This is a genomic window from Tropicibacter alexandrii (assembly GCF_003667315.2).
Classification (GTDB): Bacteria; Pseudomonadota; Alphaproteobacteria; order Rhodobacterales; family Rhodobacteraceae; genus Tropicibacter; species Tropicibacter alexandrii.
Genome location: NZ_RCTZ02000002.1, coordinates 142,156 through 161,873, shown reverse-complemented (window position 1 = coordinate 161,873; position 19,718 = coordinate 142,156). Strand labels below are relative to the sequence as shown.

Genomic DNA, 19,718 nt, shown 5'->3' with positions numbered 1-19,718 from the left:
TTTGGCAAAAGGTAGCGGCACGGCGGCGCATGGACAATCCCGGCAAAGCGCCCATATTGCGCCTCATGGAACACGATCTGATCATCGTCGGCGGTGGCCTCAACGGCCCCGCGCTTGCCCTCGCCGCCGCCCGCAGCGGCCTGACCTCCTGCGTGATCGACGCCCTGCCCATTGCAGCGCGCGAGGCGGCGGATTTCGACGGGCGCAGCTATGCGCTGGCGCAGGCGTCGAAACGCCTTCTGGCGGGGCTGGACCTGTGGGAGCAACTGGCCGACACCGCCCAGCCGATGCACCAGATCAAGGTCTCGGACGGGCGCGTGGGCGAGGCCAGCGCCTTTCTCGGGCTGCAGTTCGACAGCGCCGAGATCGAAGAAGGCCCGATGGGCTACATGCTCGAAGACCGCTACCTGCGCCGCGCCCTGCTGCGCGCGATGGCCGACAGCGACCGCATCGAGGACCGCGCCGAAACCCGTGTCATCGCGCAGGACACTGGCCCAAAGGGTGTCTCGATCACGCTGGACACGGGCGAGGTGATCCGGGGCCGGCTGCTGATCGGCGCTGATGGCCGCCAAAGCGGCACCGCCACACGCGCGGGCATCCGCCGCACCGGCTGGAGCTACGGCCAGACCGCGCTGGTCTGCGCCATCGCCCATGAAAAGCCCCATGACGGCATCGCGCACCAGCTTTTCCTGCCGCCCGGCCCGCTGGCGATCCTGCCATTGACCGGCAACCGCTCCTCCATCGTCTGGAGCGAGACCGACAGCCGCGCGCAGGCCATCCACGCCCTGCCCGACCACGACTATCTCGACATCCTGCGCCCCCGGTTCGGCGATTTTCTGGGCCGGATCGACCTTGCGGGCCAACGCTACACTTACCCGCTGAACCTGACACTGGCGAACAGCTTCACCGCCGAGCGGCTGGCGCTGGTCGGCGACGCCGCCCACGGCATGCACCCGATCGCGGGGCAAGGCCTGAACGCCGGCCTGCGCGATGTCGCGGCGTTGGCCCATGTGATCGACCATGCGGTCAAACGCGGCGAGGACTTCGCCAGCCCGCTGGTTCTCGACCGCTATGCCGGGTGGCGGCGCTGGGACACGGCCAGCCTCGCCGCCTCCACGGACCTGTTCAACCGCTTGTTTTCGAACGACAACCCCTTGCTGCGCGGCATCCGTGACATCGGCATGGGCCTGATCAACGCCGCCCCCGCCCTGCGCCGCGGCTTCATCCGCGAGGCGGCTGGCCTGACCGGCGACCTGCCCGACCTGATGCGCTGACCACCCGGCTTCTTTGGTCCCCAAATACCTTGGGGTGAGCGCCGCAGGCGCGAGGGGCAAAGCCCCTCGACCGCCGGTGACCTGACCCTTCGGCTTTTTGCACGCAAAGGTACCTTCCCCCTCCCGCCGGGCCATGCCAGATTGCGCGCCAAAAGAGAGGGACCCCCATGGACACCAAATGCGCAATCGTGACCGGCGCCGCGCGCGGCATCGGTCTGGCCACCACCGACCTGTTTCTGGAAATGGGCTGGCGCGTGGCCATGCTGGACCGCGACGCCGAGGAGTTGAACAAAGTCGCGGCCGAGCGTGAGAACGTCACACCGCTGATCCGCGATGTCTCGAACCCGCAAGATGTCGACGGCATGGTGCGCGATACGCTTGCCTGGTCGGGCCGCATCGACGCGCTCGTCAACAATGCCGGCGTGGCCGAGTTCGGCCCGGTTCAGGACTGCACATTCGAGATGTGGCGCCGAGTGATGGAGACGAATCTCGACGGTGTCTTTCTCTGCACCCAAGCCGCTGCCGACGCGCTGAAGGAAACCAAGGGCGCCATCGTCAACATCGCGTCGATCTCGGGCCTGCGCGCTTCGACCCTGCGGGTCGCCTATGGCACGTCCAAGGCCGCCGTGATCCAGCTGACCAAACAGCACGCCGCCGAGCTGGGCGAATACGGTATCCGCGTCAATTGCGTGGCCCCCGGCCCGGTCAAGACCAAGCTCTCGATCGCCGTCCATTCGCCCGAGATCATCGCCGCCTATCATGACGCGATCCCGCTGAACCGCTACGGGTCCGAACGGGAACTGGCCGAGGTGATCTGCTTTCTTGCGTCGGAAAAGGCGTCTTATGTCACGGGGCAAGTTGTGGCGGTCGATGGCGGGTTCGAGTCCACCGGCGTCGGCCTGCCCGCCCTGCGCAGCTAAGACCGTTGGGTCAAGAACGAGACGGCGCAAGGCTTTTCGAAAAGCCTTGAGCCACGCAAATTCGAATTTCGGTATCAAGCGCCTTCGAAGGCGCTTGGATCAAGGCGCTTCGAAGCGCCTTGCCCCCGCATGCAACGTGAGGAAGGCGGGGCCAAGCCCCGCCCCCAGTCTCACTTGATCCGCTGACCATTGGCCAGAACATGGCCCTGCTCGTTGACCACGATGGTCGAGGTCGCGGTATCGGGCTCGGACCCCGGCACCGTGAACATGCCCAGCATCATGCGTGCGCCCATCGCGTCCTGCTCCTGCACCAGACCCATCTGGATCAGGTTGTCGATCAGCCCGTTGGCACCGGCAATGCTCAGGTTCAGCTCACCCTCGGGGCGCGGCAGCCCGTCAAAGCTTTCAAGATCGGAATTGTCGAAGGTGAACGCGCCCTCACCCAGAACGGTGCCACCGGCCACGTCCACGACGAAATCCGTCAGCGTCAGTTCGTTCAACTCGCCCGGCATGCCGCCATTGCGCTCCATCTCCATCATCGCCTCTTCGTCGAACAGGTCGACGAAGGGCGTGACCTTGGCGTTCAGATTCGCGGCAACCGTCGCGGGGTCGCGCGGCAGGACATTGGCCGGATCGAAGATGTTCCACAGCATGTCCGCCATGGTGAACTCGCTCAGGACAACCGACAGCGACGCATCCTGCGGCGCATCGGCCTGCGCCAGCGGCATCTCGATCGAGAACCCGAATTCGCCCATCTGCGCGCTGACCGGCAGCGGCAGTTCGGGGCCGCTGAGATCGACGCTCAGGCCCGTCCCGGAAATCGCGTACAGCATGTCGGCGGCGGACATGGCAAAGCCGAATTCCCCGCCAGTGGACGAGAATTTGCCATTGGTCGTGCCTTGGCGCTCGGTCACCGAGAACTCGCTATTGCCGCCTGTATGGGCCATCACGAGGTCGATCAACATGTCTGGCGTGAAGAAGGCCAGCGGATCGTTTACGTAATCCACGTCGGTCGGCATCTCCACCGTGCCCGAGATCGACAGGCCGCTCAGCATGCCCTTGAACATGCCCGCATCGTCGCTGTCGGGGTCGTTGAAGGCGATGTCATAGGTCAGGTCGCCATAGGTCAGTTCCTGCGCGATCGAGCGCATGCCATCGCCGCTGGCCGTCGACATCGTGCCCGAAATCGGCCCCATCGACGCCTGTGCGCGCATCATGTCGCGGGGAATTTCCTCGCCCTCTGTCACCAGCTTCGACAGGGTCATGGCGATTTCGTCGGCGCTCATGTCGTAATTCATCGAGGTCGCCGTGCCCGAGATCAGCATGCTCAGGCCCGGCATCGACAGGTCGAAGACGACTTCGCCAACCTGCTCGTCATCCTCGGAAATCAGCACGGTCATCGTCGAGGTTTCCGGCATGGTCAGGTTGACCGTCCCGTCGCCATTGTCGGCAAAGGTCATCTCGGGCCAAGTCATGGCGATGGTGGTGTCCTCTTCGGGCACCGGCACGGTCAGGTTCATGTCGGACACGACCAGATCACCGCCATCCATGGTTTCGGTCGCGGTCACCTCGTAGCCAAAGCCGCCGTAATAGGCTTTCAGGTCGTCCCAGACCTGTTGCGGGGTGACATCTGCAAAGGCCGGGGCGGCCATCGCGATCAGGGCAAGGGCCGAGGCCGTGGTATAGCGGGTCATAATCCACCTCTTCGAGTGTTCTAACGAATATTGCTGCAAGTGTCGGACGCAGGCCAGTTCAGGTCAAGGGACTGGATTCCGTACCTTTGTGACGATACCACCGACACAACGTTCGAAACGGAGGCTCGACATGACGTTGCAAGGCAAGACAGTGATGATCACCGGGGCCAGCCGCGGCATCGGCGCAGAGGCCGCGCGGGCATTCGCGGCGGCCGGGGCCAAGGTCGCGCTGGTGGCGCGCTCGGCCGAGGCGATCGCGGATCTCGCGGGCGAGATTGGCGAGCAGGCGGTGGCGATCCCCTGCGACATGGGCCGCTACTGGGAGGTCGACCAAGCGGTGCGCAACTGCGTCAAGGCGCATGGCGGACTGGATGTGCTGGTCAACAATGCGGGCGTGATCGAGCCGATCAGCCACATGGCCGAGGCCGACCCGGACGGTTGGGGTGACGTGATCGACATCAATCTCAAGGGCGTGTTCCACGGTATGCGCGCGGCGCTGCCGGTGATGCTGGAGCATGGCGGCGGATCTCTGCTGACCATCGGCTCGGGCGCGGCGCATGGCCCGGTCGAGGCATGGTCGGCCTATTGTGCCTCCAAGGCGGGGGCCTTGATGCTGACCCGCATGGCCGACAAGGAATATCGCGATCAGGGCATCCGGGCGATTTCGCTGTCACCCGGCACGGTCGCGACGCAGATGCAGCGCGACATCAAGGCGAGCGGAATCAATCCCGTGAGCCAGTTGGACTGGTCAGCCCACATCCCCCCCGAATGGGTGGCCAAGGCGCTTGTCTGGATGGCCGGGGCAGAGGCGGACAGGTTCATCGGCGACGAGGTGTCCTTGCGCGACGAGGCGATCCGGGCGGAGCTTGGCCTTTCATGATCGACCTCGTGAAGGAGGAGACGGGCCTGTGGATCGTCACGATCAACCGGCCTGACAAGGCAAATTCGCTGACCGCCGACATGCTGGAACGGCTGTGCGAGATCGTCGAATCCGCGCGCGAGGCGCGGGCGCTGGTCCTGACTGGCACGGGCAAGGTGTTCTCGGCCGGGGCCGATCTGGACGCGGCGCGCGCGGGCCTTGCCCTGTCGCCGCTTTGGGAGCGGCTGTCAGGCGCGCTGGCGCGGCTGGATGCGGTGACGATCTGCGCGCTGAACGGTACGGTCGCGGGGGGCGCGATGGGAATGTTCCTTGCCTGCGACATGCGGATTTCGGGGCCGGGGGCCAAGGTGTTCTACCCGGTGATGAAGCTGGGCTTTCTGCCGCAGCCATCCGACCCGAAGCGGCTGGCGGCGCTGGTCGGCGCAAGCCGGGCGAAAATGATACTGGTCGCGGGGCAGAAAGTGCCGGTCGAGGAGGCCGTGCAATGGGGGCTGATCGACCGCGTCGTCGAGGGCGATGTGCTGGCGGCGGCGCGCGATCTGGCGGCGGACAGCCTTGGCGCCACGCCCGAACATGCCGCCGCGATCCTACGGATGATCGGGTAGGTCCTGCCAAACGGGGCGGCTGCGCCGCGCTCTTGCTTCTGGGGGTTTCACCCCCAGACCCCCGTTGGGGCTCTGCCCCAAACCCCGCGGTATTTCTGGCCAGAAGAAACCGAAGGCCGGGCTATTGCCCCAGTCGGGACACAAGGCTTGCGCTGGTCACGCGCCCACGTGGTCGGCCGTTTTCGGTGACGGTCAGCGGGCCCTTGTCCAGCAAGGGCATCAGGTCGCGGATCGGCGTTTCGATATCGACGGGGTGACTGCCTTCGCCCGGCTCCATCACGTCGCGGGCGGTCAGCACGCCGAGCGGGTTCATGTTGGCGACGAAATCGGCCACGTAATCCGACGCGGGGTTGGAGAAGATTTCGCGCGGGGTGCCGAGTTGCACGATGCGCCCGCCTTCCATGATCGCGATGCGGTTGCCGATCTTGAACGCTTCGTCGAGGTCATGGCTGACGAAGATGATGGTCCGCTTGAGATCCCGTTGCAGGTCGAGCAATTCGTCCTGAAGGCGGCTGCGGATCAGCGGGTCGAGGGCGGAGAACGGTTCGTCCATCAGCAGAAGCGGCGCGTCCGTGGCAAAGGCGCGGGCGAGGCCCACGCGTTGCTGCATCCCGCCGGACAGTTCCCCGACCTTGCGGTCGGCCCAGCCATCGAGGCCGACAAGGGTGAGTTGGCGGGTCACGGTTTCTTGGCGCTCGGCGGCAGGGCGGCCCGCCAGTTCGAGGCCGAAACCGACGTTTTCGGCGACGGAGCGCCACGGCAACAGGCCGAATTGCTGGAAGACCATGGCGATGCGCGTCTGCCGCATCCGCCGCAGGGTGGCGGCGTCGCAATGGGTGACATCGACCATCTTGCCGCCGTCATGCACCGAGACCGATCCGCGCACCACCGGGTTCAGCCCGTTGACCGCGCGCAGAAGCGTCGACTTGCCCGAGCCGGACAGGCCCATCAGCACGAGGATCTCGCCCTCTTGCACGTCGAGCGAGCAGTCGTGCACGCCCAGCACTTGGCCGGTGGCTTTCTGGATCTCGGCGCGGGACTGGCCCTGATCGGCCAGCGGCAGCGCCTTGTCCGGGTGATCGCCGAAGATGATCGAGACATTGTCGAAGGAGACAGCGGTCATTTGCGGCCCTCCCAGCGCAGGGCGCGGTCGAGCATGATGGCCACGACGACGATGATGAGGCCCGCCTCGAAGCCCAGCCCCGTGTCCACACGGTTCAGCGCGCGCACCACCGGCACGCCGAGCCCGTCCGCCCCCACCAGCGCCGCGATGACGACCATCGACAGCGACAGCATGATCGTCTGGTTCAGCCCCGCCATGATTTGCGGCAACGCCGAGGGAAGCTCGACCTTCCAGAGTTTCTGGCGCGGGGTTGCGCCGAACGCATCCGCCGCCTCGACCAGCGCCGTCGGTGTCGCCGAGATGCCCAGATGTGTCAGGCGGATCGGCGCGGGCACGACGAAGATCACCGTGGCGATCAGGCCCGGCACCATGCCGATGCCGAAGAAGACGATCGCCGGGATCAGGTAGACGAAGGTCGGCAGGGTCTGCATCAGGTCCAGAACCGGGCGCATCCACGCGTATAGGCGCGGGCGGTGCGCCGCCGCGATGCCGATCGGGACGCCCACGCCCATGCAGACCACGCAGGCCGACAAGACCAGCGTCAGGCTTTCGGTCGTCTCCTCCCAATAGCCCTGATTGAGGATGAACAGGAACCCGAAGCCCACGATCAGCGTCGGTGTCCAGCGGCGGTGCAGTGCGTAGGTCGCCAGCGTCAGGATCGCCACCACCAGCAGCGGTGGGGGCGATTGCAACAGCCAGAGGATCGCTTCGATCAGCCACTCCATCGCGATGGCCAGCGCGTCGAACACCACCGCGCCGTTGCGCTGCAGCCAATCAAAGACCGCCTCGGCGGCGTCGCCCACAGGGATCTTGTTTTCCGTCAGCCAGTCCATGCCCGCCCCTTTGTTGACTTGCCGATCAGGTTAATCGCGATCCGGGGGGGAAGGAAACCGCTTCGTTTCGCTTGCGTGAAAATCCTTGGCGGTGTCTTGTGGCCTCCGGAGGGCCTGAGCATGGACAACCTGATTTTCTGGACGAACCCGATGTCGCGCGGGCGCATCGTGCGCTGGATGCTGGAGGAATGCGGGGCGCAGTACGAGACACGCGTGGTCGAGTACGGCCCCGAGATGAAGTCCGACAGCTACCGTGCCTTGAACCCAATGGGCAAGGTTCCCGTGGTGCAGGCGGGCGAGACTGTGGTGACGGAATGCGCCGCCATCTGCTGCTGGCTGGCCGAGGCCTTTCCCGAGGCCGGGCTGATCCCCGATCCGGGCGCGCGTGGTGATTTCTATCGCTGGATGTTCTTCGCCGCCGGGCCGGTCGAGGCGGCGGTGACGGCGGCGTCCTTTGGCTTCGACCCGCAGGATGCGCAAGGCGCGCGGCGCGCCGGCTGGGGCACGCTGGCCAGTGTCGCCGACACTTTGGAGACGCTTCTGGCCGACGGGCGCCCATGGTTGCTGGGCGACGGGTTCAGCGCGGTGGATGTCTACCTTGGCAGCCAGATCAACTGGGGCCAGAGCTTTGGCACCTTGCCAGAGCGCGCGGGCTTTGCCGATTATGCGGCGCGCATCACGACACGCCCGGCGGCGATCCGTGCCAAGGCGTTGGACGACGCCCTGACACCGGCCCCCTAGCCCAGAAGGCCGTTCTGCGGCACGGAATTCGCCAGCAGCGAAACCACGACATTCGCGGTCGACGTCGTGGAATAGCCTTGGGCATCCTTGCGCACGAGGTACATCCGGCGCAATTCGCTCAGCTTGTCCTCCTGCAGGAAATCGCCAAGCTTGTCGGTGCCGAAGAAGGATTCGGCCTTGGCCTTGAAGTCGTTCAACTGCCGTTCGACATCCAGCGCGCCAAAGCTGTCGGAGGGCAGGGCCAACACGGTTTCAAACACGTCCCGCAAGGGCTTCGAGGCCATCACCCCGTACCAGCGCGAATCGTTGCTTTTCGAGCTGTTGACCAGTGTGTTCAACTCGCGCTCCATCGCCATGGCGACGCGCATCGTGTCGTTCTGCTCCCCGACGCTGATCTCGAACTGGCGGTCGAGATAATTGGCGACGACCGCTTCGGCGAACCCGTCGGGATAGGTGCGCCCCTCGGGCTTTTCCTGAAAATCGAAGGCATCGTGGAACACGCGGTAGCGTTCGTCCGAGACCGAATTGACCAGCGAAAACGGGTCGTTGCGGTCCGAATTGATGATCCGGTTGGCAAAATCGATCCGGTCATCCCGTTTCGGCAGGCCGAAGAAGTCGATCGAGGCCAGCATCACGCGGACATTGTCGGACAGGTCCTGCCGGGACACGATATCGCCGTTCGACGGGTTGTCGATCTTGTCGATGAAGTCCTGCAGCTTGCTGTCGAAGGTATAGCCGTTCAGTTCCGCATCGGCGCGCTCGGCAAAGCCGAACACCTTGGCAAAGGCGGCGTAGCGCCCATCCTCCTGCGTGTTGGCAAAGGAGGTTTCGTCATACAGGTCCGAGTTCAGAACATCGGTCAGGAAATCCGTGCGATAGATGTCATCCTCCAGCCCGAAGATGCCCAGCGCCGTTTCCAGAAGCTCGTCATCCCCGAGCAGGTCCTCGGGCGTCTGAAGGTCTTCGACGCGGCCCCGGAACGTCTCGACAAAGCCGAAGACACTGTCGAAGCGGGGCGCCTTTGACGGGAAATCAAAGGCTTCGGCAAGCTCGACATAGCGGCTGTCGCCGAGCCGATTGACGAAGGAGGTCGGGTCATTCACGTCCGAGGTCAGCACCTTGCGCAGGAAATAGTCGTTGTTCAGCCCGTCCTCGATCCCGACGGTCTTGAGCGTTGCGGCCAGCAGGTCCTTGTCGTTCAGAAGGTCATCGACCTTGCGGATAGTCGACAGGTCCAGCGCCACATCGGTCGCGTTGCGCGTCGCGGGCGCATTGGGCGCCTCGCCGCTGAAGTTGAAGGCCTTGGCAAAGGCCAGATAGCGCTTGTCCGCGAGGCGATTGGCCAGAGATTTGCTGTCATTCAGATCGGATTCGAGGATCTTCCGGATATAAGCCCGGTTGTTCAGATCCTCGTCCAGACCGAAAGCCCCCAGCGCCACGCGCAACAGCTGACGATCCTCCATCAGGTCGTCGACCGTTTGGACACTGGCCATCTTGTTCTTGAAATGCTGGGTGTCGCGGGCCACCTGCGCCGATTTGGCGTAGTTTTCCTGTTGCGCATCGCGGGTGCGGGAAAGCTGGGTGTAACCGGCAAGCCCGGTCCCAAGGATGATCGGCGTATACATGGCGCGGTCTCCGCAAGCGTCTGGTCGGCCCTCCCCCATCGGGCAAGCCCCATGTAACGCAGCTGCGGTTAACCGCTCCTTTCGCGGCCCGCAGGGATTTGCCGACAATTCGACACATCCCGGCAGGCCGGACAGGTCACAGGCCGGGGCTGGGCCCCGACCCGCCCCGGATCAGTTCAATGCGGCCTTGACCGCCTCCATCGCGTCGCCGCCATCCTTGGTGGTCACGCCGTCCAGCCAGCCATCCAGCACGCCGGTATTGGCCGACAGCCATGCCTTGGCCGCATCCTGCGGGTCCGCCCCATCATCGAGGATCGCGCCCATGATCTCGTTCTCCATCGCCAGCGAGAATTCGAGATTGGTCAACAGCTTGCCGACGTTCGGGCATTCCTCGACATAGCCCGCGCGGGTGTTGGTATAGACCGTCGCGCCGCCCAGATCGGGGCCAAAGAAATCGTCCCCGCCGGTCAGGTAGGTCAGGTCGTAATTGGCGTTCATCGGGTGCGGCTCCCACGCCAGAAACACCACCGGCTCTTCGCGCTGCACGGCACGGCCGACCTGCGCCAGCATCCCCTGCTCGCTGCTTTCCTTGACGTCGAACCCTTCGAGACCAAAGGCATTGGCTTCGATCATGTCCATGATCAGGCGGTTGCCGTCATTGCCCGGCTCGATCCCGTAGATGGTCTGGTCCAGCGCATCGCCATGCTCGGCGATCTTGGAGAAATCGTCGATCCCCAAAGCGGCCCCGGCGGCATTGGTGGCCAGCGTGTATTTCGCGCCCTCAAGGTTGGCGCGCACGGTGTCGACGGTTCCGGCCTCGCGATACGGGGCGATATCCGCCTCCATCGTCGGCATCCAGTTGCCGAGGAACACGTCGATATCGCCCTCGGCCATCGAGGTATAGGTGATCGGCACCGACAGCACCTTGATATCGGTCTCGTAGCCAAGCGCATCCAGCACCAGCGTCGTGGCGGCGGTGGTGGCGGTGATGTCGGTCCAGCCCACATCCGAGAAGGTCACGCTGTCGCAATTGGCCGAAGCCTGCGAAGCCAGCATCAAGGCCAGTGCCGAAGTCATGAGACGTGTCATTGTCGTTCTCCCTGTTTTGATGCCCGCAGTGAAGCCTGTTGCCGCCCGATTGGCAACCGGATCCCACGTTTGACGGCAAGACGCCACGAGATAGGGTAAGGGCATGTTGAACATCCTGTCAGACCGCACCTACCGCCACCTGTTCGGCGCACAACTCGTGGCGCTGCTGGGCACCGGGCTGGCCAGCGTGGCGCTGGGTTTGCTGGCCTTCGACCTTGCGGGCGACAGCGCGGCGATGGTGCTGGGCACCGTCTTTACGATCAAGATGGTGGCCTATGTCTTTATCGCGCCCATCGCAGGCGCCTGGGCGGATCGGGTCAACCGGCGCGGATTGCTGGTGACGCTGGACATTGTCCGCGCGGGCGCGGCCCTGTGCCTGCCCTTCGTCACCGAAGTCTGGCAAGTCTATGTGCTGATCTTCGTGCTGCAATCGGCCTCGGCGGGGTTCACGCCCACCTTTCAGGCGACCATTCCCGACGTGCTTCCAGAGGAAGACCGCTATACCCGCGCGCTGTCGCTGTCGCGGCTGGCCTATGATCTGGAAAACATCGTCTCGCCGATCCTCGCCGGGCTCTTGCTGGTGCTGGTCAGCTTCGACACGTTGTTTCTGGGCACGGTCGCCGGGTTCCTCGCCTCGGCCCTGCTGGTCGTGTCGGTCGCCCTGCCCTCGCCCAGCCCATCCGCGCCGCGCGGGGCCTTTGACCGGACAACGCGCGGGGTGCGCCTGTATCTGGCCACACCACGCCTGCGCGGGTTGTTGGGCCTGAGCCTGACAGCCGCCAGCGGCGGGGCGATGGTGTTGATCAACTCGGTCGTGCTGGTGCGCGGATCGCTGGGCCTGAACGACAGCGCCTTGGGCTGGACCATGGCAGCCTATGGCGGGGGAAGCATCCTCGCCACGCTGGCCCTGCCCCGCCTGCTGGATCGGTTCCGCGACCGGCCCGTCATGCTGTGTGGCGCGGGCACGATGATCGGCGCCTTGGTCTCGTTCGCCGGGGTCGTTGCACTGGACGCCCTGACATGGTCTGCCCTGCTGGCGCATTGGCTGGTCATGGGCGCGGGCTACTCGGCAGTCCTGACCCCCTCGGGCCGGTTGCTACGCCGGTCAGCGGCATCCGAGGACCGCCCCGCCCTGTTCGCGGCGCAATTCGCGCTGAGCCATGCCTGCTGGCTGGTCACCTACCCTTTATCGGGCTGGCTGATGACCCGCTTTGGCACGGTCGCGGCGCTGCTGGGCCTCGCGGGTCTTGGCGTGCTGGGCATCGTGGCGGCGCTGCGGCTGTGGCCCGCTCAAAAGGGGATGCGGCCCGGCGAAACCCGTGCTTAACTTGCTGCAAAGCAGAAAGGCACACGGCATGGCGGATTTGGAGCAACGCATCGCGCAGGGGCGCGGCGACGAGGTGGCGGATCTGGTTCTGCGCGGCGGGAAGGTCTTTGACCTCATGACCGGCGCTTTGCTGGACGGCGACGTGGCGATCTGTGGTGACACCATCGTCGGCGTGTTCGACAGCTACGAGGGGCGCGAGGTGATCGACGTAAGCGGCGCGGTGCTGGTGCCCGGTTTCATCGACACCCATCTGCACATCGAATCCTCGCTGGTCACGCCCTTTGAATTCGAACGCTGCGTCGGGCCGCGCGGCGTGACCACGGCCATCTGCGACCCGCATGAGATCGCCAACGTGATCGGCGCCGAGGGTGTGCGGTACTTCCAGACGGCATCGGAACGCTGCCTGATCGACATAAAGGTGCAACTGTCCTCTTGCGTGCCCTCGACCCATATGGAGACGGCGGGCGCGGAATTGGATGCGCAGGCGATTGCCGCGCTGCGCGGGCATCCCGCGGGTCTGGGGCTGGCGGAGTTCATGAACTATCCCGGCGTGATCCACCGCGATCCGGGCTGCATGGACAAGCTGCGCCTGTTCGAGGGCGGGCATATCGACGGCCACAGCCCTCTGCTGTCGGGCCGTGACCTGAACGCCTATATCGCGGCGGGCATCCGCACCGAACACGAGGCCACCACCCCCGACGAGGCGCTGGAGAAACTGCGCAAGGGGATGCGCGTGCTGATCCGCGAAGGGTCGGTGTCCAAGGACATGGTCGCCCTGCAACCGCTGCTGACCGATCTGACCGCGCCTTACATGTGCCTGTGCACCGACGACCGGAATCCGCTGGATATCGGCGAGCACGGGCATCTGGATTACATGATCAGGTCCATGATCGCCGCAGGGTCCTCGCCTCTGGCGGTCTATCGCGCCGCGTCGCTCTCGGCGGCCGAAGCATTCGGCCTCAAGGATCGGGGCATGATTGCACCGGGCAAGCGGGCGGATATCGTGGTGCTTGGCTCGCTGGAGGCCTGCGATGCGCGGATGGTGCTGGCGGGCGGTGTCGTGCTGGACGACGCCGCCTTTGAACGGCGCGCGTTGATCGACCCGGTCGGGCGTGGCTCGGTCAAGGCGCCGACGGTCCGCGCGCAGGATTTCCGCCATCGTGGCAACCGGGTGGAGACGGATGTGATCGGCATCCGCGAAGGGCAGATCCTGACCAACCACCTGCGCGAAGACATCGCGATCGAGGATGGCGACAAGCGCCCCGACCTGTCGCGCGACCTGATCCGCATCGCCGTGGTCGAACGGCACGGCAAGAACGGCAACATCGCGACGGGCTTCGTGAAGGGATTCGGGCTGCAGGCGGGGGCGATTGCCTCGACCGTCTGTCATGACCATCACAACATCGCCTGCGTGGGCGCATCCTACGAAGACATGGCCGTGGCCGCAAACCGGCTGGGGAAAATCGAGGGCGGGTTCGTCGTGGTGAAGGACGGCGCGGTCTTGGCCGAACTGGCGCTGCCCGTGGCCGGGCTGATGTCACTGGAGCCCTTCGAGACGGTGCGGGAGAGGCTGGTGGACCTGCGCGCAGCAGCCAAAGGTCTGGGGGTGGGGCTGGAAGAGCCATTCTTGCAACTGGCCTTCCTTGCCCTGCCCGTCATTCCCGCATTGAAGATCACCGACCGGGGGATGGTCGACGTGGTGAAATTCGAGATCATCTCGTGACGACGTGCTGCCTAAAGTAGGATGGGTGATCACCCATCCTACCTAGAGTCGGTTCAACAACTCTGCCGTCGGCCACGCATCGGCGGGCATGCCCAGTTTGACCTGAACGTCACGCACCGCGGCCCGTGTACCCGCCCCGAGAATGCCGTCGATCTCGCCCACGTCATAGCCCATGCCTGCCAGCTTTTCCTGAAGGCGCTTCATCTGCGCGCCCTCCAGCCCCGGCTCGGGGTTGCCCGCGTCATAGACCGGTGCCCCCATCAGGCGCGTGCCGAAATAGGCCGCCGTCAGCACATAGGTAAAGCTCTGATTCCACTCGAAATAGACGTCGAAATTCGGGTAGGCGATGAATTTCGGCCCCTTGCGTCCCTGCGGCAGGATGATCGAGGCCTCCAGCCGCCCGTCATCCAACTGCCCATTGCGCGCCCGCACGCCCAGTTGCTCCCACTCGGCCACGGTCTTCTTCGTCTGGACCCCGGCCTGCGACCAATCGAAATCCTCCGGCAGGGTGATTTCCTGAATCCACGGCTCGTTCGGGCGCCAGCCCAGATGCGACAGCATCTTGGCCCCCGACAACAGCGCATCCGCCGCCGAGGTCTTGAGCGTCACATGCCCGTCGCCATCCCCGTCCACACCGTTTTCGAGAATATCCTTGGGCAGCATCTGCACCATGCCGATCTCACCGGCCCAAGCCCCCGTCGTGGTCGCCGGGTCGAAATCGCCGTTCTCGTACAAAGACAGCGCCGCAAAGATCTGCGGGCGGAAGATTTCGGGGCGGCGGCAATCATGCGCCAAGGTCACCAACGCGTTGGCGGTGTTGAAATCCCCTTGGAACGAGCCGTAATCGGTCTCGAACGCCCAGAAGGCCAGCAGCACGCCGGGCGCGATCCCGAATTCGCTTTGGATGCGGTCGAAGACGGATGCATACCGATCCGCCATCTGGCGTCCGCGATCCAGTCGGCTCTGGCTGATCAGCTTGCGTGAAAAGGTGATGAAAGGGTCCTGAAAGATGCCCTGACGGCGATCCGCCTTGAGCACGGCGCCGCTTTGGCTGATCCCCGCAAAGAAGCGGTTCACCGTGGCCGGAGCGTGGCCCTGCGCCACGGCCTCCTGCTTGAGGTCGTTCACGAACGCGCCGAAGGTGCCGCCGCAGGGCACCTCCTGCGCCTGAACGGCCCCCGCTAGGACACATCCCAGAACTGCTGCTGTCACCCGCATGTCGAACCTCTTTGCCTGTTTGATCGTCACCCTATCAGCGCGTCCGCGACACGCAAGCGACCGGATAAGCGGTAAATCGCAATCATTCCCGATTTGTTCCAATTTCAAGGTGTCGCGTTAACCCTTTGTTGACGTTTCGGGACGATTCATTGGGCTCAGGTAATGTGTTTCGCGAGTCGGAGGGCCCCTTGAACATCCTGATCGCCGAAGCCAACACACATCTCGCGTCCCTCTGGAAGCGTCACATGGCCCGTTCCGGTGCAGAGGTGATCCTTGCGCACACCGCGGAGGACGCTCTGGACCAGATCGACCAAGTCGACTTTCAGGTCATCGTGCTGGATGTCATGCTGGATGGCGGCGCAGCCCTGTCGGTTGCGGATTTTGCCAATTACCGCCGTCCCGAGGCGCGGGTGATCTTCGTCACCAGCTCCTCGTTCTTTTCGGACGGCTCGATCTTTCAGATCAGCCCGAATGCCTGCGCCTTTCTGCCCTGTTCCACCTCGCCAGCCGATCTGGCGACGATGGTGGAACATTATGCGCGGGCGCAGTGACGATGCTCAGGCCGCCTTCAGGCGGTCGCGGCCATGGGGGGCCATCAGGTCCAGATCGGGCCCGATGGGCACGATGCGATGCGGATTCACCGACTCATGGCTGTAGTGATAATGCCGGGTGATATGATCGAAATGCACCGTCCCGGCGACGCCGGGCCATTGGTACAGTTCCCGCGTGAAGCCCCAGAGGTTGGGATAATCGACGATCCGCTGGCGGTTGCACTTGAAATGCCCGTGATAGACCTTGTCAAAGCGGATGAGCGTGGTGAACAGCCGCCAATCCGCCTCGGTGATGCGGTCGCCGACCAGATAGCGGTTCTCGCCCAGTCGCTCTTCGAGCCAGTCGAGGCTGTCGAACAAGGGGCCGACCGCGTCGTCATAAGCACTTTGGGTGGTGGCGAAGCCGGTCTTGTAGACCCCGTTGTTGACGGTGTGGTAAACCCGGTCGTTCACCTCTTCGATGGCGTCCCGCAGCGCCTCGGGCCAGTAATCGTCGCGATTCCCGGTCAGCCCGTCGAAGGCGCTGTTGAACATGCGGATGATCTCTGACGATTCGTTCGAGACGATGGTTTCGCGTTTCTTGTCCCACAGCACCGGCACGGTCACCTTGCCCGACACGTTCGGATCGGCCTTGGTATAGATGTCGCGCATGAAGGGTAGGTCATACAGGCTGTCGCCGGTCGCGCCGTCGAAATCCGTGTCAAAGGTCCAGCCGTCCTCCAGCATGTCGGGATGCACGGCAGAGACACCGATCATGTCCTGCAAGCCCTTGATCTGGCGAAAGACCAGCGCGCGATGCGCCCAAGGGCAGGCATAGGACACGTACAGGTGATAGCGCCCGGCCTCGGCCTCGAAGCCGCCCTCGCCGCTTGGCCCGGCGCTGCCATCGGCGGTGATCCAGTTGCGGAACTTGGTGGTGCCGCGCACGAATTTGCCGCTGGCATCCGACGGCGCGACAGCACCCTTTTCCCATTTCCCGTCTACGAGTTGGCCCATGTGATCCTCCTAAGCTTGCCCAAGAGGTAGCGCATGACGCCGGGGCCGCAACGCCGCGCCTCGCACGCGGGCTGTGCGCTGGCGCAGGTCAGCCCCGGATCGCCTTCCAGACCCAGATCACCACCAGCGCGCCGAGGATCGCGCCGACCAGCCCGGCTGCCATACCGGTCAGAAACAGCAGGAACCGGAACGCCAGCCCGCCGATCAGTGCGCCAAGGATGCCGATGGAGATGGTCTCGATCAGGCCGGTCTGCATCTTCATCAGGCGGGTGGCGATGAAACCGGCAGCGGCTCCGACGATGATCAACCAGAGGATGGGCATGGGTCTGCTCCTACTTGCGTCGCCAATGGGTGGGCACGATGATCAGCGCCCCGATCGAGGCGGCGATGGCGTTCAGGCCCGGCGCGCGAAAGCCGATATGGAACATGACCTGCACGAAATAGAACAGAAAGGCGCCCCCGACGCAAATGATGATGCTCTGCAGGATACCGTTGCGGGTGAACCCTGTCTTTTCAGACAGGTAGCCGATGATCCCGGCAATGACGACGGTGCCCATCAGGCTCGGGAACATGGCTCAGCCCCCCAGCCGTGTGCCCTTGGGCACCGGGTTGCCGTTCAGGAAGGTTGCGGCGTCCTGCACGCCCTTGCCCGCGCGCTGCGCCCGGCTGACGCGGAGCGCGCCCGCGCCGCAGGCGATGGTCAGCGCGTCATCCAGCGCGGTGCCGGGCGTGCCCTGCCCCTCGGCGGGTTCGGCAGAGAGCAGCTTGATGCGCTGGTCGCCTTGTGTGGTCCATGCGCCCGGAAAGGGCGAGAGGCCGTTGATCTGGCGGATCACCTCGGCGGCGGGCTTGGTCCAGTCGATGGCGGCCTCGGCCTTGTCGATCTTGGCGGCGTAGGTGACGCCGTCCTCGGGCTGCGGCGCGGGCGTCAGGTCTGGCAGTTGGTCCAGCGCCTGAACGATCAGCCGGGCGCCCATGGCGGACAGGCGATCATGCAGCGCGCCGGTGGTCTCGGTCGCGCCGATGGCGGTGGCCTCGCGCAGCAGGACGGGGCCGGTGTCGAGGCCGGCCTCCATCTGCATGATGCAGATGCCGGTTTCCGCGTCGCCCGCCATGATCGCCCGGTGAATGGGCGCGGCCCCGCGCCAGCGCGGCAAAAGCGAAGCGTGGATGTTGAGGCAGCCCTGTGTCGGCGCATCCAGCACGGCCTGAGGCAGCAGCAGTCCGTAAGCCACGACCACCGCGATATCGGCGTCGAGGGCGGCAAACTCGGCCTGCGCCTCCGGCGATTTCAGGCTGACCGGGTGACGGACGGGCAGGCCCAGCGCCTCGGCCCGGGCATGGACGGGGGTGGGGCGGTCCTTCTTGCCGCGACCCGCCGGGCGTGGGGGCTGGCAATAGACGCAGGCGATCTCGTGCCCCGCAGCGACCAGCGCGTCCAGCACCGGAACGGAGAAGTCAGGGGACCCCATGAAAATGACGCGCATGTCTCGACCCTTTCGCAGCCTGAAGTAGGATGGGTGATCACCCATCCTACCCCCGCAGTTTCGCCGCCTTGCGCAGCAGCATGTCCCGTTTGACCTTGCTCAACCGATCCACGTAGAGCTTGCCGTTCAGGTGGTCGATCTGGTGTTGCACCGAGGTCGCCCAAAGCCCGACAAGGTCCTTTTCCACCACCGCGCCCGCCTCGTCCAGATAGCGCACCGTCACCGCGCGGGGGCGTTTGACCACCGCCGAGACGCCGGGCAGGTTCGGGCTGGCCTCTTCGTGCTCGCGAAACTGCACCGAGGCGTGCAGCACTTCCGGGTTGGCCATGCGGATCGCCTCGCCACGCCCCTCGGAGGCATCGACCACCGCCAGCCGCAGCCCGACGCCGATCTGCGGGGCAGCGAGGCCCACGCCGGGCATCGCCTCCATCGTGTCGATCATGTCGGCCCAGATGGCGCGGATCTCGTCGGTGATCGCCTCGACGGGCTGCGCCACGGCTTTCAGCCGCTTGTCCGGGTAGGGAATACAGGGGCGCACGGTCATGGCCGATCCTCGTATCTTGCCAAGAGGTCTGCACGCAGGTCCGCCTCGATCCGGTCGAGATGCAGCAGCCCGTCCAGATGGTCGGCCTCGTGCTGGGCGATCCGCGCCTCGGCCCCGGTCAGGCTGATGGAGACCGGCAGACGCGTCGCCGCGTCCTCGTAGATCAGGCTGACGGCTGCAGGCCGCGTCACCAGCACCACAAGCCCGGGCACCGACAGGCACATCTCGTCCATGTCGACCACATCGCCCGCGCCGGAGACCACCGGGTTGACACAGGCCAATGGCGCAGGCGCCCCGTCCTTCCACCCGGCATCCATGACGAACACCCGTTTCATCACCCCGATCTGAGGCGCGGCCAAGCCTCGCCCCTTGGCCGCGTACATCGTGTCGAACATGTCTTCGATCAGACCCGAGACATCCTCGTCCGCCACCTCGGCGCAGCGCCGCGACAGGCGCGCATCCGGCCACAGGACCAGCGGGCGGGCGGTCACAGGCGCTCCCTTGCGCGCTCTTTCTTCAGCTTGACCATCTTGCGTGTGATCAGCTGGCGCTTGAGCGGCTTGAGGTAGTCGATGAACAGCTTGCCATCGAGATGGTCGATCTCGTGCTGCACACAGGTCGCCCAGAGCCCGTCGAAGGTTTCCGTTTGCAGGTTCCCGTCGCGGTCCAGCCATTCGACATCGACGACCTTGGGGCGCGTGACCTCGGCATATTGTTCGGGGATCGACAGGCAGCCTTCCTCGTAGACATTCGTCTCGTCCGACCCGGCCAGCACGCGCGGGTTGAACATCACCAGTGGGCGCGCGTCCTCGCCCTTGTCGGTCTTGGCGCAGTCCAGCACGATCAGCCGGTCGAGCACACCGATCTGCGGCGCGGCCAGCCCGATGCCCGGCGCGTCATACATCGTCTCAAGCATGTCATCGGCCAGTTTGCGCAGGTCGTCCGACAGGTCGGGCACCTCGGCGCAGACCTTCTTCAGGCGCGGGTCGGGATGGATCAGGATAGGGCGTTTCATGCCAAGCGATTTAAGGAAAGCCGGGGGCGCGCGCAAGCCGGAGCACCCCAAAGCGAATTGCAAATCCCGCGCA

General features: G+C 65.0%; 21 protein-coding genes. 8 read left to right on the top strand and 13 right to left on the bottom strand.

Annotated elements, in window-relative coordinates; translation table 11 throughout:
* Positions 1-29 precede the first annotated feature (29 nt).
* Positions 30-1,274 carry a UbiH/UbiF/VisC/COQ6 family ubiquinone biosynthesis hydroxylase gene (locus tag D8Z78_RS03430; protein WP_121629114.1) on the top strand — a complete coding sequence of 415 codons (1,245 nt, stop codon included), beginning with the start codon at positions 30-32 and terminating at the stop codon, positions 1,272-1,274.
* Between the two features lie 167 nt (positions 1,275-1,441).
* A complete protein-coding gene (locus D8Z78_RS03425) occupies positions 1,442-2,194 on the top strand; it encodes an SDR family NAD(P)-dependent oxidoreductase (protein ID WP_121629115.1) in 753 nt (250 codons plus the stop codon).
* 170 nt (positions 2,195-2,364) lie between these two features.
* Here the strand turns inward: D8Z78_RS03425 and D8Z78_RS03420 are convergent, their stop codons facing one another.
* On the bottom strand, positions 2,365-3,888 hold the full coding sequence (locus tag D8Z78_RS03420; protein WP_121629116.1) for a DUF2125 domain-containing protein: 1,524 nt from the start codon (positions 3,886-3,888) through the stop codon (positions 2,365-2,367).
* 130 nt (positions 3,889-4,018) lie between these two features.
* On the opposite strand from D8Z78_RS03420, the gene D8Z78_RS03415 reads away from it, so the two are divergent.
* Positions 4,019-4,768, top strand: coding sequence for an SDR family oxidoreductase (locus D8Z78_RS03415; RefSeq protein ID WP_121629117.1), 750 nt, complete (start codon positions 4,019-4,021; stop codon positions 4,766-4,768).
* Entirely contained in the window at positions 4,765-5,373 is a 609-nt protein-coding gene (locus D8Z78_RS03410) for an enoyl-CoA hydratase/isomerase family protein (RefSeq protein ID WP_121629118.1), read from the top strand. Before D8Z78_RS03415 ends, D8Z78_RS03410 begins: the two co-directional genes overlap by 4 nt.
* A gap of 121 nt (positions 5,374-5,494) precedes the next feature.
* Here D8Z78_RS03410 and choV read toward each other — a convergent pair whose 3' ends face one another.
* Positions 5,495-6,496, bottom strand: coding sequence for a choline ABC transporter ATP-binding protein (choV, locus tag D8Z78_RS03405; protein WP_121629119.1), 1,002 nt, complete (start codon positions 6,494-6,496; stop codon positions 5,495-5,497).
* Positions 6,493-7,329 (bottom strand): choline ABC transporter permease subunit, encoded by an 837-nt coding sequence (gene choW, locus D8Z78_RS03400; RefSeq protein ID WP_121629120.1) that lies wholly within the window; start codon positions 7,327-7,329, stop codon positions 6,493-6,495. The genes choV and choW overlap by 4 nt, the downstream gene beginning before the upstream one ends.
* 120 nt (positions 7,330-7,449) lie before the next feature.
* On the opposite strand from choW, the gene D8Z78_RS03395 reads away from it, so the two are divergent.
* Positions 7,450-8,070 carry a glutathione S-transferase family protein gene (locus D8Z78_RS03395; RefSeq protein ID WP_121629121.1) on the top strand — a complete coding sequence of 207 codons (621 nt, stop codon included), beginning with the start codon at positions 7,450-7,452 and terminating at the stop codon, positions 8,068-8,070.
* Here D8Z78_RS03395 and D8Z78_RS03390 read toward each other — a convergent pair.
* Together D8Z78_RS03390 and choX are read right to left on the bottom strand one after the other, a co-directional pair.
* Positions 8,067-9,695 carry a DUF1217 domain-containing protein gene (locus tag D8Z78_RS03390; RefSeq protein ID WP_164932867.1) on the bottom strand — a complete coding sequence of 543 codons (1,629 nt, stop codon included), beginning with the start codon at positions 9,693-9,695 and terminating at the stop codon, positions 8,067-8,069. The two genes, D8Z78_RS03395 and D8Z78_RS03390, sit on opposite strands and share 4 nt — an antisense overlap.
* Before the next feature lie 171 nt (positions 9,696-9,866).
* A complete protein-coding gene (choX, locus tag D8Z78_RS03385; RefSeq protein ID WP_121629123.1) occupies positions 9,867-10,784 on the bottom strand; it encodes a choline ABC transporter substrate-binding protein in 918 nt (305 codons plus the stop codon).
* 103 nt (positions 10,785-10,887) lie between these two features.
* Between choX and D8Z78_RS03380 the strand changes: the two genes are divergently transcribed.
* Positions 10,888-12,111, top strand: a complete 1,224-nt coding sequence (locus tag D8Z78_RS03380; protein WP_121629124.1) for an MFS transporter — start codon at positions 10,888-10,890, stop codon at positions 12,109-12,111.
* 28 nt (positions 12,112-12,139) lie between these two features.
* Complete coding sequence (ade, locus tag D8Z78_RS03375) at positions 12,140-13,834, top strand: adenine deaminase (RefSeq protein ID WP_121629125.1); 1,695 nt, start codon at positions 12,140-12,142, stop codon at positions 13,832-13,834.
* Between the two features lie 42 nt (positions 13,835-13,876).
* Here the strand turns inward: ade and D8Z78_RS03370 are convergent, their stop codons facing one another.
* Positions 13,877-15,052 carry a lytic murein transglycosylase gene (locus tag D8Z78_RS03370; RefSeq protein WP_121629126.1) on the bottom strand — a complete coding sequence of 392 codons (1,176 nt, stop codon included), beginning with the start codon at positions 15,050-15,052 and terminating at the stop codon, positions 13,877-13,879.
* A 188-nt stretch (positions 15,053-15,240) separates the two neighbouring features.
* Between D8Z78_RS03370 and D8Z78_RS03365 the strand changes: the two genes are divergently transcribed.
* Positions 15,241-15,603, top strand: coding sequence for a response regulator (locus D8Z78_RS03365; protein WP_121629127.1), 363 nt, complete (start codon positions 15,241-15,243; stop codon positions 15,601-15,603).
* A 6-nt stretch (positions 15,604-15,609) separates the two neighbouring features.
* Here the strand turns inward: D8Z78_RS03365 and D8Z78_RS03360 are convergent, their stop codons facing one another.
* The 7 genes from D8Z78_RS03360 to def (D8Z78_RS03330) all read right to left on the bottom strand — a co-directional run bounded on the left by D8Z78_RS03360 (position 15,610) and on the right by def (D8Z78_RS03330) (position 19,645).
* Entirely contained in the window at positions 15,610-16,599 is a 990-nt protein-coding gene (locus D8Z78_RS03360) for a glutathione S-transferase family protein (RefSeq protein WP_121629128.1), read from the bottom strand.
* Positions 16,600-16,687: 88 nt separating this feature from the next.
* Positions 16,688-16,921, bottom strand: coding sequence for a GlsB/YeaQ/YmgE family stress response membrane protein (locus tag D8Z78_RS03355; RefSeq protein WP_121629129.1), 234 nt, complete (start codon positions 16,919-16,921; stop codon positions 16,688-16,690).
* A 10-nt stretch (positions 16,922-16,931) separates the two neighbouring features.
* Positions 16,932-17,171: a hypothetical protein gene (locus D8Z78_RS03350; RefSeq protein WP_121629130.1), complete on the bottom strand. Its 240-nt coding sequence runs from the start codon at positions 17,169-17,171 to the stop codon at positions 16,932-16,934.
* A 3-nt stretch (positions 17,172-17,174) separates the two neighbouring features.
* Entirely contained in the window at positions 17,175-18,086 is a 912-nt protein-coding gene (fmt, locus tag D8Z78_RS03345; protein ID WP_121629131.1) for a methionyl-tRNA formyltransferase, read from the bottom strand.
* A gap of 46 nt (positions 18,087-18,132) precedes the next feature.
* Positions 18,133-18,630, bottom strand: coding sequence for a peptide deformylase (def, locus tag D8Z78_RS03340; RefSeq protein ID WP_121629132.1), 498 nt, complete (start codon positions 18,628-18,630; stop codon positions 18,133-18,135).
* Entirely contained in the window at positions 18,627-19,121 is a 495-nt protein-coding gene (locus D8Z78_RS03335) for a peptide deformylase (protein ID WP_121629133.1), read from the bottom strand. The genes def (D8Z78_RS03340) and D8Z78_RS03335 overlap by 4 nt, the downstream gene beginning before the upstream one ends.
* Complete coding sequence (gene def / locus D8Z78_RS03330) at positions 19,118-19,645, bottom strand: peptide deformylase (protein WP_121629134.1); 528 nt, start codon at positions 19,643-19,645, stop codon at positions 19,118-19,120. Before def (D8Z78_RS03330) ends, D8Z78_RS03335 begins: the two co-directional genes overlap by 4 nt.
* Positions 19,646-19,718 lie beyond the last annotated feature (73 nt).